15 protein-coding genes, 1 pseudogene and 1 riboswitch are annotated in these 12,899 nt (G+C 40.5%); of the genes and pseudogenes, 4 read left to right on the plus strand and 12 right to left on the minus strand.

Annotated features, from left to right (window positions below):
• From C6Y07_RS19100 to C6Y07_RS12250, 5 genes and pseudogenes are all read right to left on the minus strand, one after another.
• Window positions 1–90: pseudogene (locus tag C6Y07_RS19100) on the minus strand (hypothetical protein); the annotation flags it as partial.
• Window positions 91–206: 116 nt separating this feature from the next.
• Complete coding sequence (gene stoA, locus C6Y07_RS12235; RefSeq protein WP_066030974.1) at window positions 207–695, minus strand: endospore biogenesis thiol-disulfide oxidoreductase StoA; 489 nt, start codon at window positions 693–695, stop codon at window positions 207–209.
• 54 nt (window positions 696–749) lie between these two features.
• Window positions 750–2,066 carry a polysaccharide biosynthesis protein gene (locus C6Y07_RS12240; RefSeq protein ID WP_034662848.1) on the minus strand — a complete coding sequence of 439 codons (1,317 nt, stop codon included), beginning with the start codon at window positions 2,064–2,066 and terminating at the stop codon, window positions 750–752.
• Between the two features lie 116 nt (window positions 2,067–2,182).
• Window positions 2,183–2,836, minus strand: coding sequence for a cell wall hydrolase (locus C6Y07_RS12245; protein ID WP_095285075.1), 654 nt, complete (start codon window positions 2,834–2,836; stop codon window positions 2,183–2,185).
• Window positions 2,837–3,143: 307 nt separating this feature from the next.
• On the minus strand, window positions 3,144–3,338 hold the full coding sequence (locus tag C6Y07_RS12250; protein WP_024424688.1) for a hypothetical protein: 195 nt from the start codon (window positions 3,336–3,338) through the stop codon (window positions 3,144–3,146).
• 167 nt (window positions 3,339–3,505) lie between these two features.
• Here C6Y07_RS12250 and C6Y07_RS12255 point away from each other — a divergent pair, with 167 nt between their 5' ends.
• Window positions 3,506–3,694 carry a YkvS family protein gene (locus C6Y07_RS12255; protein WP_003211747.1) on the plus strand — a complete coding sequence of 63 codons (189 nt, stop codon included), beginning with the start codon at window positions 3,506–3,508 and terminating at the stop codon, window positions 3,692–3,694.
• A 123-nt stretch (window positions 3,695–3,817) separates the two neighbouring features.
• On the opposite strand, the gene C6Y07_RS12260 is transcribed toward C6Y07_RS12255, so the two are convergent.
• The 6 genes from C6Y07_RS12260 to C6Y07_RS12290 form a co-directional block, all read right to left on the minus strand.
• On the minus strand, window positions 3,818–4,036 hold the full coding sequence (locus tag C6Y07_RS12260; protein ID WP_034662856.1) for a hypothetical protein: 219 nt from the start codon (window positions 4,034–4,036) through the stop codon (window positions 3,818–3,820).
• A gap of 270 nt (window positions 4,037–4,306) precedes the next feature.
• Entirely contained in the window at window positions 4,307–4,804 is a 498-nt protein-coding gene (gene queF / locus C6Y07_RS12270) for a preQ(1) synthase (protein ID WP_003211403.1), read from the minus strand.
• 15 nt (window positions 4,805–4,819) lie between these two features.
• Window positions 4,820–5,551, minus strand: coding sequence for a 7-carboxy-7-deazaguanine synthase QueE (queE, locus tag C6Y07_RS12275; RefSeq protein WP_034662862.1), 732 nt, complete (start codon window positions 5,549–5,551; stop codon window positions 4,820–4,822).
• Window positions 5,544–5,984: a 6-carboxytetrahydropterin synthase QueD gene (gene queD, locus C6Y07_RS12280; RefSeq protein ID WP_060596123.1), complete on the minus strand. Its 441-nt coding sequence runs from the start codon at window positions 5,982–5,984 to the stop codon at window positions 5,544–5,546. The genes queE and queD overlap by 8 nt, the downstream gene beginning before the upstream one ends.
• The gene (queC, locus tag C6Y07_RS12285) at window positions 5,985–6,641 is read right to left on the minus strand and encodes a 7-cyano-7-deazaguanine synthase QueC (protein ID WP_024424683.1); all 657 of its coding nucleotides are present in this window, start codon (window positions 6,639–6,641) and stop codon (window positions 5,985–5,987) included.
• Between the two features lie 158 nt (window positions 6,642–6,799).
• Window positions 6,800–6,844, minus strand: a riboswitch (PreQ1 riboswitch).
• Window positions 6,845–6,916: 72 nt separating this feature from the next.
• Window positions 6,917–7,960 carry a YkvI family membrane protein gene (locus C6Y07_RS12290; RefSeq protein ID WP_106036740.1) on the minus strand — a complete coding sequence of 348 codons (1,044 nt, stop codon included), beginning with the start codon at window positions 7,958–7,960 and terminating at the stop codon, window positions 6,917–6,919.
• Between the two features lie 243 nt (window positions 7,961–8,203).
• On the opposite strand from C6Y07_RS12290, the gene C6Y07_RS12295 reads away from it, so the two are divergent.
• The 3 genes from C6Y07_RS12295 to motB all read left to right on the plus strand — a co-directional run bounded on the left by C6Y07_RS12295 (window position 8,204) and on the right by motB (window position 12,233).
• Entirely contained in the window at window positions 8,204–10,306 is a 2,103-nt protein-coding gene (locus C6Y07_RS12295) for an ATP-dependent Clp protease ATP-binding subunit (protein WP_106156764.1), read from the plus strand.
• 375 nt (window positions 10,307–10,681) lie between these two features.
• A complete protein-coding gene (gene motA / locus C6Y07_RS12300; RefSeq protein ID WP_034662877.1) occupies window positions 10,682–11,476 on the plus strand; it encodes a flagellar motor stator protein MotA in 795 nt (264 codons plus the stop codon).
• On the plus strand, window positions 11,469–12,233 hold the full coding sequence (motB, locus tag C6Y07_RS12305; RefSeq protein ID WP_060596120.1) for a flagellar motor protein MotB: 765 nt from the start codon (window positions 11,469–11,471) through the stop codon (window positions 12,231–12,233). Before motA ends, motB begins: the two co-directional genes overlap by 8 nt.
• A 29-nt stretch (window positions 12,234–12,262) precedes the next feature.
• Here the strand turns inward: motB and mhqR are convergent, their stop codons facing one another.
• Window positions 12,263–12,718, minus strand: a complete 456-nt coding sequence (mhqR, locus tag C6Y07_RS12310; protein ID WP_034662884.1) for a MarR family transcriptional regulator MhqR — start codon at window positions 12,716–12,718, stop codon at window positions 12,263–12,265.
• Window positions 12,719–12,899: the final 181 nt, after the last annotated feature.

Genomic DNA, 12,899 nt, shown 5'->3' on the forward strand with positions numbered 1-12,899 from the left:
CTTCACCATCACAGTCGCAGATCCCGAGTTTTGAGGAAAAGCCTCCATTAACGCTGGATACGTTCCTGCATCCATCGCCGAATTCGCCACATTATTGATGTGGACCATTCCGTCTCTTCTGAGCACAGTTTATTCAGATGAAAAGCAATTGAACACAAAAAAGAACCAAAGGAATGAGCCTTGGTTCTTAACAATAAGGTTTCGTTCTAAAAATCCGTCCACTCTTTGATTTGTTTTTTCGTCAGTGGACCTACATGATTTTTCACTATTTCCCCTTTTTCATTTATCAAAAAGGTGGTTGGAATGGTGATGATTTGGTATTTCTTCATCATTTCTCCGTGCTCATCTAGAATGACCGGGAATGTAAACTTTCTGTCTTTCACAAATTGGGCAACCGCATGTTTACTTTGTTCAGCCCCTAGTAAATTCACGGTTAAGATATCAACATCACTCTGATTTTCTTTCACGATTTGGTCAAATACGGGCAGCTCCATTTTACAGGACGGGCACCATGTTGTCCAAAAATGCAGGATGGTCTTTTTTCCTTTCGGCGGAATCATCTGCATATCACCAGTTAATGTAGAAGCCTCTATCCTTGGCGCCATAACGGATTCTTTTGCTTCAGCATCGTTGCCTATGAGTAATAGAAGCAGGGTCATCATGAGAAGCCTGGCGGGTAGACATTTACGATTCATCAGGATCTTCCTTCCCAGTTTTCTTATAGCTTGCCCTCTCGATCACAATGACATTCAAGCTTTTTTCATTCTAAGAAACATGGAAACGCCGAGCTCCTTACATATTGTCGCATAATGCAGTGCAGTCAGCAGCAGCATCCCCGTATTCATCCCTAATATAACCCCCATCATATTTAAGCTTTCAATTGAACCAAGAAAATAGACCATAGAAAACGAGACGACATGCACCCATATATTATGTAGGAACACATCTTTAATGAGCCCCATACCGATTAAACACGCTTGAAATGGCATCACAAACAGATGGCATAAAAAGTACGGCCAAAGCAGCTGTAAATAGACAGCAGCTTGCGGTGAATCAAAAAAGAGATGTGTGAGCGGATAAGCAAAATAATACATCACCATCACTGCCGGCACCCCGTACCCAAACGTAATGAGTATTGCCTGCCTGACACGTTTTTTCACAAGATCATACTGACCTAATGCATAGGCTTCAGATACATTGGGAATCATCACAATCATGATGGAATGGGCGATAAACGCTGGGAAAAAACCAATCGACATCGCGACACCAGCCAGCATGCCGTAATGATCAACAGCAAGTGTGCCAGAGATGCCTGCTGCAATAAGCGCTCCTTTGATTAAAAACGGTTCAACCGCATTGGCGATCGCATGAAAAATCCGCATGCCCGTTGTCGGAATGGAGACGGCTAAGAGGCGCTTTCTCACGTCAATCCCTCTTAATTCAACAGACCTGACATTGACAGCATTTTTCGCCATGACGTATTGGGAGTATAAATAAATAAAGACGACGAGATCACTCGCGACAATGACACCGATGGCAATGAGTACCGCTGTTTCAATATCAAACGAATACCAATGAAAAAACAAAAACAAGCAGATAAGCTGGATCGTTTTCTTCAGCATATTGGCGAGAGCGATCCTGCCCATTTGCTGCTTTCCCATAAAATAGCCGCGTGCGATAGAGGTAAACGCAATAATCGGAATAAGAGACAGCACCAGCCCTTTCATGAGCGGATGATATGACTGAAATACAGGAATGAACGGCAGTACAATCGCTGCGATCCCCGTTGTTGTACATGTCACCACAAGCGTCATTTTAAACGCATGGCGGAGCATACTTTTGTGGAGCCGCTCATGCGATTCTGCAATGAATTTAGAAATGGAGACTGGCAGCTCTAAGCTGGCGATCACAAGGACAAGCATGATGATTGGAAGGATACTCATATATAGACCCATTCCATGTTCTCCAAGCTCTCTCGCTAAAATCATATTGACTAAAAACTCTATACACTCCGCAATGAAAGCTGCGACAGATAGCAGAATGACCCCTTTTACAAATCGATTCATGTAGCCTCCCCTTTGTCTAAAAGCAAATTCTTTTCACATTCTATGAGACAAGTCCTGAAAATATTTTGATAATTGAAGACAAAAAAAAGAGCGATCTGATTGATCGCTTCTTTTCTTTATACGGCAAATACGTGACGACCGATACGTTCTACAATTTTGCGGGAACGAATCCAGTTATCTGTTGCCGTTTTGGGATTATAAAAATAGATGGCCTTTGTTGTTCTGTCATGTTCTTTCACTACCTGTTTCACAGCTTTAACAGAATCTTGATCTGCTTTATCATGAATACTTCCATTCGATACTGGCTGGAAAGCATTTCGCTGATAAATAACACCTTTGACACTGTCAGGAAACGAGCGATGCTCCACCCTGTTTAAGACGACGCTTGCCACAGCTTTTTTACCTGCGTAAGATTCACCTTTCGCTTCAGCGTGTACCAATCGTGAGAGTAGCTCCATTTCTTCATTAGAATAGCGTTTGGCGCTTTCCTCATTCGTCGTTTCTGATTTTACTCTTTTCTTTTGCTTCGTTTTTGAAGACTTTTCTTCTGTAGACGTACTAAGCATTTTGACTTTCGGCTGACGCTTCTCCTCTGAAAATGCTGGGATGACTTGATCGTGATCATCTTGATCTATATATGAAAGCTCATGCTTAACAGGTGCTTGTGAAAGTTCGTGACTTAATGTGCCTTGCTGCTCTTGTAGGTTGTCCATCTTCATGGCTGCGACCAGCATAAGGATGACAAAAAGAGCTGTATGAATTTTCATCATTCGCCTCATTCCTCCTTTAATCAAAATAGGCGGTAAGATACTTGTCCACTCTAACAAGAGCTCCTTCTATTTTCACGCACAAAGATTTGCATGCCTGTCCAAATTCCGTCATTAAATGGAATTTATTAGTTTGATCGCTTATAAACTGGCATTGTTAGCGCTTAAAAAGGTCCTGTTTCCGCCTATAATCATCCTTATGCACCTGATTATGGGTTATTACATTTTCTTTTCAGATGTATCAAGCTCGTTTGAAGTGTGACAAAAGAACTAAAATAAAAAAGCTTTCTCTCATTCATGAGAAAAAGCTTTAGCTTCTTGCTTCTGTAAGATATTCAAAAATAACATCTCCACCATGTTTCGCAATCCCGCGAAAATGCTTAAAATCATCTTGATTCACCAAGACCGAACGAAACGTTAAAAAATCATCTTTTTGGATGGTCACTTGCTTTTCCGTCCCATTTCGTAACGATTCAAGGATTGTGAGGATTTGTTCTTCAGTCAAAAAAACCGCTCCTTTACAGCCATCATCAAATATTAAATATACCATCCGTTAGGAAAGCATACAACGAAAACGAAACAAAAACGTCTTTATCCTTTACATTGGTATGAAAATATTGCAAAATACTTTTTAATAGGGAATGAAATCTGTTTTTAAAGGAGAGGGATCGGTTGAAGATTGCAAAAATTGGAAATGTGATCGAATTTAGAAATGGTTTAACAGGTGTAGTTGAAAAAGTGAATGAAAACTCTGTCATTGTGGATGTCACCATTATGGACAACTATAGAGATTTAGAACTGGATTCACTAACAGTCGTTAATCATAAAAACTATAAAATCATCAAAGACTCCGTACATTAATTTGCAATCCTCAATTCAGACTATCGTTACATACGTAAATACGAAGCAAAGCTGCTCTCGTTTGACAGTTTAGCTCTCTTTGACAATCACATATGAAAAAGACTGACACTATATGAAGCGGTGTCAGTCTTTTTGCGTATGAAAGGTTTGCATTTCCGCTTTCGTCTTGTACATGTCAACTTCCTCGGGGGTGATAACGCCTTTATCAATCAAAAGTGCAATCACTCCAAGCAATGTGGAGGCACTCCATTTATATCGTTCTTTGTTTTGATGTTCGAGCATTTGAAGCTCTTCTCTTAGCTCCATCAGCAGCTTCTCTGTCTTTTCTTCTTTGTTTGCCAACTCAAACGCCTCCGTTTTCCGTTCATTGCCCCCTATTTTATCTCAAAGCAAATAGGATAAGCAAAAAACACGATTTATCTTTACAAACATACGTTCTGTCATATATAATATGTTTACGAGCTGGTAGCCCCCAGCCGTCCTAGCAAGTTCTATTCCCATTTGTATGAGAAGAGCGACATGACTCTTCTCTTTTTTTATAAGTTCAGCCTGATTGATTCATTTTAACCCCGTAAAAAAAGACATGTCATCAGGCATGTCTTTTCCTATTGATTAGCGATTATCAATCGTTTCTGGATACATATCATGGTTCATCATACGATATGATGCCATTTCTTCATATTTGGTACCAGGTTTTCCGTAGTTCGTATACGGGTCAATTGAAATACCGCCTCTTGGTGTAAATTTGCCCCACACTTCAATGTATCTTGGGTCCATCAATTCAATGAGATCGTTCATAATAATGTTCATACAATCCTCATGAAAGTCACCATGGTTACGGAAGCTGAACAAATATAATTTTAGTGATTTACTTTCGACCATGATTTCATTTGGGATATAGCTGATATAAACTGTCGCAAAATCCGGCTGACCTGTTTGCGGACAAAGTGACGTAAATTCTGGGCAGTTGAATTTCACAAAATAATCTCTATTTGTATGTTTATTCGGAAACGTTTCAAGCACTTGTGGTGCATAATCAAACAAATAATTGGTCCCTTGATTTCCTAGTAAAGTGACACCTTCTAATTCTTCTGGTTTTCTTGTCGTCATGTCTTCTCTTCCTTTCTATACGCCTCGTTTATTTCCCCACAATAATGTGTGCAGCTGCGGCAGCACTCTTACGCGATTTAAGTCTGGATCTTGCGCTACTTGATCGACAAGCGCTTCATATCTCTTTAATAAATGCGTCAATAAGTACGCATCATCACCTGTCGTCGTGTCATCATTTCCTACCTGCAGATAAAAAGGAAGCTCTGGATATTTCGCATGAACATCCTTTGCATAGGCTAGATCATGATCGTCAAAGATCACGACCTTCAGGCTTGCATGCTGCAATCTATTTCCGCTTTTCAGCTCATCTATGATTCGTGTTAGTTTCGTAAAATCTGTTTTCATATTTGAGCTTGGCGGCTTCGGAGAAATGGTTAAATCATCGATTTTCAAAAACCAGTCCTGATACATCGTCCCTTGTGTTTCAAGCGCTGTATCAATTCCTTCTTCGTGCAGCAAATCAATAAGTGATTCCATTTGTTTTAAAAGCGCAGGGTTCCCCCCTGAAATGGTGACATGAGAAAAAGCCTGTCCGCCTATTCTTTTTAATTCTTTGACAATGTCTTCTGCGTGAAGCCACTGAATGTCATGCTTCGCTGAGCCATCCCATGTAAAGGCGGAATCACACCAGCTGCAAGAGTAGTCACAGCCAGCTGTTCTGACAAACATGGTTTTTTGTCCAATGACCATCCCTTCTCCTTGAATGGTCGGACCAAAGATTTCTAATACAGGAATCGCTTTAGCCATTGTTTTCAACTCGTTTCGGCCGGTAAATGCAGTAGCTTGTTGGAGTCTCCCTCACAAAGACCTGAACACATACCGGTTTGTTCGCTAAAGTCGATAAATACGCTGCCACTTTGTCATGGACTGTCTTTGCCACAACCTCTGTAGTAGGCATCGCGTATGGATCGGTTGACGAGAACTCTTCATGATCATTAAGCAGTGTGTGATCATACTGACCATGAATGAGCTTCTTCAATGTACTGAAATTGACAAGGAAACCCGATTCATCTAGCTCGTCTCCCGCAATGGTTATATTGATGGTGTACGTATGACCATGTACGCGGCTACAAGCACCTGCATCTTCTCTTGGGATGAAATGGGCAGCCGATACATGCATATCTTTGTTCAATTCAAATGAGTATGGATGATTCGTTTGTGGATAGATTTGAGAAAGCACTTATTTTGCCTCCTTCATTTCCATATAAGTGTCATAGCCATTTTTCCGAAGCTTACACGCAGGACATTCCCCGCAGCCATCAGAAATGATGCCATTATAGCAAGTGAGCGTTTCATTTTTTACAAAATCCAGCGCATTCAGCTCATCCGCAAGCTTCCATGTTTCTGCTTTATTGAGCCACATGAGTGGTGTATGGATCACAAATGGTTTTTCCATCGCCAAATTCACTGTGACATTACAAGACTTTACAAACTCGTCACGGCAATCTGGATAGCCGCTAAAGTCTGTTTCACATACACCGGTGATAATATGTCTTGCTCCGATTTGATATGCAAGAATAGAAGCGAAGGATAAGAACACTAAGTTTCGTCCTGGTACAAATGTGGAAGGCAGCTCTCCTTCTTTTTCCTCAATGTCAATGTCATCTCTTGTTAAAGCATTTGGTGCAAGCTGATTCAAAAGAGACATATCTAATAGATGATTCTTCACACCTAACTTGTCAGCAATTCTTTTGGCGACATCAATTTCTTCTTGATGACGCTGATTATAATGAAAGGTCACGGTTTCTACCTCTTCGAATTGTTGAAGTGCCCATAATAAACATGTCGTACTGTCTTGTCCCCCGCTAAAGACAACGACTGCTTTTTCATTTTTCATTTTCTGTTCTCCTCCTTTTGCAGATCTATACAATCGTACAAAGCTGCATCTGAAAGGCTCTTGAAAACCCCTATTTTCTCAAAAGAAAAGACACCTTTACAAGTGTATGAGGTGTCCCAGCCATAAAAAATAAAAAATGCCACATCCAAGGATACGGCAAGTCCTTAGTTTTTTATAGAGGGTTTTGCTAGAACCTCTCCCGTTTTACACGGATTTTTGTTCAATTTTCACAGAGGATAGTGTACCACATATTTTTCATGCAGGCTATCCCTTCTTTACTTATCAAGAGATGCAGGCACTTTTTTTAGACAAAGAAAGAGGATAAAAAAGATGCTCACATAGCCAAAAATAGGATAAACCGTTGATATCAATGTACCGTAACCGATTTTACTAATCACATAGCAGCATAAGAGAATAAGGGATATTGTCAAGACACTGTTCATCCGAATATACGCCCTCACTTGTCTCTCGAGTCCATATAAATTGCCTATGACGGATGTAAAGACTTCGCCGAAGATCACAAATAAATAAATGAGGTGAATGGAGTTTGCTACTTGATACACTACCTGAGCCATTGGAATATCAAACGCCTCCAGCATATTTAATGAAGAAAGAGATAAAAAGCATGCCAGTAAAATAAGGGTCAGCATGACGCCCCCAAGCACAGCTCCCTTTTTAATCACCGCTTCAGAGGTCATTTCATTTGCGACGGGCACTAACACTGCTTGAGAAAGTGCTAAATTAAAAGCTCCATATGAGATAGCTGATAAAATCCACTCTCCCTCACCCATTTGAAGCGCAAGAACATAACTTTCACTACTGCTAAAAACGAATGAATCAAGAAATACGATCAATGAAAAGAAAATAAGCATTGGGACGACGAGAACATTGACACCAAATAATCCTTTTGAACCTTTCAAAAGCACAATGACGCTTAGAATGATCGTCAAAAAGATTCCATATTCCTTTGATATGCCAAGCTGCTCTTCAAAAATAGCCCCTGCGCCAGAAATCATCACTGAAGTGACGCCTAGTAAAATAAAAAACATGACGACATTAATATACCTGCTTGCAGCTGTGCCAAATAGAAACCGGTTCATATCTTGATAAGACTCTGCTTCAATTCGTTTAGAAATGAGCATCATTTTTGCACCAAGTCCAGTAAAAATAGCGCCGCTAATCAAGATTCCGAATAGTCCAATCCAGCCAAAACGAACAAAAAATTCTACGATTTCTTTTCCTGTCGCAAACCCAGCTCCAACCACTGTTCCTACATATAAAAAGGCAAGCTGAAAAGCGGATTCATTTGAACGTTTCATGTGACCCCTCCGCACCCATCACTTTCGATTGTCTTTTTTTATCCTATGAGACGAGTTCCTTGAAAAGAAGGACAAACCATGATTAAATGCAAAAAAGGATTTTCAACTGCCTTTGAGCAAAACAGTTGAAAGTCAAAATAGGTCAGAGTATACTATAGTCAAAGATGGTCAAACAACAGACCATTTCCTTTAACATTCATTGGTCAAATAAAGTCAAACTTTATTTTAAGGAGGTTATGGCAAATGCGTTGTCAACATTGTCAAGTAAATGAAGCAACTATTCGCCTGAATATGCAAGTGAATTCGTCCCGGAGCCAAATGGTTTTATGTGAAGACTGCTACACCTCTTTGATGGAGCAATCAAAAATGAAAATGGGACCTCAATTGTTCGGGGGAAGCTCATTCTTCTCTGAGCAAGCAGGACATGCACAAAGCGTAGAGCAGCCAAAGCAAAAAGGCTTACTCGATGAACTTGGCCGGAATTTAACAGATGGCGCAAATGCTGGTTTAATTGATCCAGTCATCGGCCGTGATGAAGAAGTCGCAAGAGTCATTGAAATTTTAAATAGAAGAAATAAAAATAACCCTGTTCTGATTGGTGAACCAGGTGTTGGGAAAACAGCGATCGCTGAAGGACTCGCACTGAAAATTGCAAGTGGCGATGTACCAAATAAATTAAAGAACAAACAAATCTATTTATTAGATGTCTCCTCCCTTGTAGCGAATACAGGGATACGTGGTCAATTTGAGGAAAGAATGAAGCAGTTAATCAAAGAATTGCAAAGCCGTAAAAATATTATCCTATTTGTAGATGAAATCCATCTTCTTGTAGGCGCAGGATCTGCCGAAGGGTCAATGGATGCTGGAAACATCTTAAAACCAGCCCTTGCACGAGGCGAGCTCCAGCTAGTAGGTGCGACGACATTAAAAGAATATCGTCAAATTGAAAAAGATGCCGCACTTGAACGACGCTTCCAGCCCGTCATTGTGGATGAGCCAACACAAGATGAAGCGGTCGAGATTTTAAAAGGCATTCAAGATAAGTACGAAAGTTATCATGGCGTCACTTATTCAGACGAAGCTATTCAAGCGTGTGTTCAATTATCTTCCCGGTATATTCAAGACCGTCATTTGCCGGATAAAGCCATTGATTTAATGGATGAAGCAGGTTCAAAAGCGAACCTCTCCATTGATGCAGCAAGTGAAGATGAACTAACGAATCGTCTGAGAGAAATTGCTGCTGAAAAACAAGCTGCTTTAAAAGAAGAACAATACGAAAAAGCAGCGAAGCTTCGAGATGAAGAAGAAGCCATTGAAGCAAGACTTCAAAACAAAACAAATGACAAAGAACATGTCGTCACAGCAGAAGCCATTCAAGCCATTGTGGAACAAAAAACAGGCATCCCTGTCGGCAAACTGCAAGCAGACGAACAAACCAAAATGAAAGAAATGGACGTCCGCTTAAAAGCACGGGTGATTGGTCAGGAACATGCGGTTGAAAAAGTGGCGAAAGCTGTGAAAAGAAGCAGAGCCGGCTTAAAATCGAAACATAGACCAACAGGCTCCTTCCTATTCGTTGGACCAACAGGTGTCGGGAAAACCGAATTGTCAAAAACGCTAGCTGAAGAATTATTCGGTTCAAGAGATGCGATCATCCGTTTAGATATGAGTGAGTACATGGAGAAACACTCAGTATCCAAGCTCATTGGTTCTCCTCCTGGTTATGTTGGACATGATGAAGCGGGTCAGCTGACGGAAAAAGTGCGCAGAAAACCATACAGCATCATTTTGCTGGATGAAATCGAAAAAGCACATCCTGATGTGCAGCATATGTTCCTTCAAATCATGGAAGATGGCCGGTTAACAGACAGCCAAGGCAGAACCGTCAGCTTTAAAGATACAGTCATCATCATGACAAGTAACGCAGGCAGCACAGATAAAACGGTCAAAGTCGGCTTCCAGTCTGATCAGGAAGAAGCGATTGAGGAACAATCACTCATTGATTCACTCAGCGCCTATTTCAAGCCAGAATTCTTGAACCGTTTTGACAGCATCATTCAGTTTGACTCATTAGATAGAGATGATTTAGTGAAGATTGTGGATCTTCTGCTCAATGAGCTGTCAGAGCAATTAAAAGAGCAACATTTAACAGTCCATGTGACAAAAGAAGCGAAAGAAAAAATTGCAGAACTTGGATATCACCCTGCATTTGGTGCTCGTCCACTGCGAAGAACCATTCAAGAGCATGTTGAAGATCAAATGACGGAAATATTGCTTGAAGAAGAAAAGCTTTCAGGATTTACTGTAGATGTTGAAGATAACGAAATTGTAGTAAAAAAAGGATAAGTACATCCTAAGAAGGATCTACAGCTCCATCATGTTGCGGTGTCTAAGTTCCATCCGCACGCCGACGCCCCCTCCGCCTCTTTTCCTTTACGATAAAAGAAAAAGAGGTGGATCACATGATGAATTGGAGCTATGATCTTGTCAAAATTATGTATGAAGAAAAATTAAAAGAGCTGCTTTTAAATGAAACTGCTCAAAGAAATTAAAAAGAAACTCCCTTTATATCAGAGGGAGTTTCTTTTTTAAGGTAATAGAAAGCGCTTTCGTCAAAATTTCTTCACAGAAACTGCCTTAATTTTATATTCTGACTAAAACCCTTCTAGAAGACACCGATATTAACTATAGAAAAAGATAGTTAAAGGATTTGGTGAGATAATGGACAAAACATCGTTAATTGGTATTATTTTAGCATTTATTGCACTGAGTGTCGGTATGGTTTTGAAAGGTGTGAGTCTAACCGCTCTTATCAACCCAGCGGCTATATTGATCATTGTTGTTGGGACGATTGCAGCTGTTGTCATCGCATTCCCATCTAGTGAAATTAAGAAAACACCAAAATTGTTCGGCAAAATTTTCAAAGACAACCAGCTTCCAACGATTCAAGAAATGATCCCTCTTTTTTCAAACTGGGCACAAATTGCGCGTCGTGAAGGTCTTTTGGCATTAGAAGCTAGCATTGAGGAAGTAGATGACGATTTCCTTAAGAACGGCTTAAGCATGGCGGTTGACGGTCAGAGTGCAGAATTTATTCGCGACGTCTTAACAGAAGAGGTTGACGCCATGTCTGAAAGACATCAGTCAGGCGCATTAATCTTTACACAAGCAGGTACATACGCTCCGACGCTTGGTGTACTTGGCGCCGTTGTCGGACTTATTGCCGCACTTGCAAACATGGGAGATATTGAAGCACTAGGACATGCAATCAGTGCAGCCTTCGTTGCCACACTGCTTGGGATTTTTACCGGGTATGTGTTATGGCATCCATTTGCCAACAAGCTGAAGCGTAAATCAAAGGAAGAAGTAAAGCTTCGTCTGATTATGATCGAAGGGATCCTTTCTGTTCTTGAAGGTCAATCTCCAAAAGTGATTGAACAAAAACTTCTCATGTACTTACCAGCGAAAGAACGTGCAAATCTTGTCATTGAAGAAGGAGAAAAACAAAATGGCTAGGAAACGTAAAAAACATGATCACGATGACCATGTAGATGAATCTTGGCTGATCCCTTATGCCGATCTTCTGACGCTTCTACTCGCTCTCTTCATTGTGCTATTTGCATCTAGTTCGATTGATGCGGCAAAATACGAACAGATGGCAAAGTCTTTTAATGTCGTCTTTACGGGTGGTACTGGTGTCATGGATCAAACCAGCATGCAAAGCACTGAAGAAACTGAAAATAGCAACCAGACCAAGAAAGCAGCCGAAGAAGATGAAGAAGCCAAAGCGAAAGCTCGAGACCATGCCGTTCTCACAAAGGTCAAAAAGCAAGTGGACTCCTTCATTGCCAATAAGAAACTTGGAGCTAAGCTCGAAACAAAGCTCACGGACGAAGGTTTGCTCATTACGATAGAAGACAGTATCTTCTTTGATTCTGGCCGGGCGGTTATTCGCCCTCAAGATGTCCCGTTAGCAAAGGAAATCTCAAAACTACTTGTCATAAACCCCGCTCGTGACATCGTCATTAGCGGACATACTGATAATGTACCGATCAGAAATTCAGAATTTGAATCCAACTGGTATTTAAGTGCCATTCGTGCTGTAAACTTTTTGAGTATTCTTCTTGAGAACAGCAATTTAGACCAAGAGAACTTTAGTACAAAAGGTTTCGGTGAATTCAAGCCGGTTGCTTCAAACGATACAGCAGAAGGCAGAAGTAAAAACCGACGCGTAGAAGTACTCATTTTACCGATTGAGAAAAAAGCGAAATAAAAAAGGAAGCCCTCGGCTTCCTTTTCTATTTATTCTGTATGATCATATAAATGCTTTGCACGCAGTCCCACATGTTTGAGCATATCAATGCAGGCATCCTTCTCTTCTTCGCTAAGGACACTGATCATCTCATGAATTTCTTTCGCATGATCTGGGAAGATATCATCAAGCAAAGCTCGTCCCTGCTTGGTAATATGCGCAAATGTCACCCTGCGGTCTTCTGCACAGGCCCTACGACTGAGGAGTTCTTTCTTCTCCAATTTATCGACCACATACGTGATGCTGCCGCTTGCAAGTAAAATCTTATCACCGATTTGCTGAAGAGGCTGATCCCCTTTATGATACAGTAATTCTAATACTGCAAATTCAGTCGGATTCAGCCCGTGCTTCACAATATGTTTGTTCATGTGATGATTAATTGAGCGATAGGCACGTGATAATACAATAAATAATTTCAAAGATTTCTCAACATTATGATTTTCCATTTTTTTATCATCCTTTATGAAATGCAACCCACTAATGTGACATTAATAAACAATAAGTAAAATGTCAACATCTTGATCCATCTTTAGCATGAAAATGAGACCAGAACGAATCACCTAATTTTTTAAAAATCACACAAGTCATCGTAATAAAGATAGGTTCAATGCTATAATAAGTCTATTA

Source organism: Bacillus sp. LNXM12-1 (genome assembly GCF_003004375.1).
GTDB lineage: Bacteria > Bacillota > Bacilli > Bacillales > Bacillaceae > Bacillus.

What these genes read in the sequence shown, in the direction of transcription:
- motB (WP_060596120.1), top strand. Translation starts at nt 11,469, where the DNA reads ATGGCTAGGAAACGTAAAAAACATGATCACGATGACCATGTAGATGAA.
- queF (WP_003211403.1), bottom strand. Translation starts at nt 4,804, where the DNA reads ATGACGACAAGAAAACCAGAAGAATTAGAAGGTGTCACTTTACTAGGA.
- C6Y07_RS12290 (WP_106036740.1), bottom strand. Translation starts at nt 7,960, where the DNA reads ATGAAACGTTCAAATGAATCCGCTTTTCAGCTTGCCTTTTTATATGTA.
- stoA (WP_066030974.1), bottom strand. Translation starts at nt 695, where the DNA reads ATGAATCGTAAATGTCTACCCGCCAGGCTTCTCATGATGACCCTGCTT.
- C6Y07_RS12245 (WP_095285075.1), bottom strand. Translation starts at nt 2,836, where the DNA reads ATGATGAAAATTCATACAGCTCTTTTTGTCATCCTTATGCTGGTCGCA.
- queE (WP_034662862.1), bottom strand. Translation starts at nt 5,551, where the DNA reads ATGGCTAAAGCGATTCCTGTATTAGAAATCTTTGGTCCGACCATTCAA.
- C6Y07_RS12295 (WP_106156764.1), top strand. Translation starts at nt 8,204, where the DNA reads ATGCGTTGTCAACATTGTCAAGTAAATGAAGCAACTATTCGCCTGAAT.
- queC (WP_024424683.1), bottom strand. Translation starts at nt 6,641, where the DNA reads ATGAAAAATGAAAAAGCAGTCGTTGTCTTTAGCGGGGGACAAGACAGT.
- motA (WP_034662877.1), top strand. Translation starts at nt 10,682, where the DNA reads ATGGACAAAACATCGTTAATTGGTATTATTTTAGCATTTATTGCACTG.
- mhqR (WP_034662884.1), bottom strand. Translation starts at nt 12,718, where the DNA reads ATGGAAAATCATAATGTTGAGAAATCTTTGAAATTATTTATTGTATTA.
- C6Y07_RS12240 (WP_034662848.1), bottom strand. Translation starts at nt 2,066, where the DNA reads ATGAATCGATTTGTAAAAGGGGTCATTCTGCTATCTGTCGCAGCTTTC.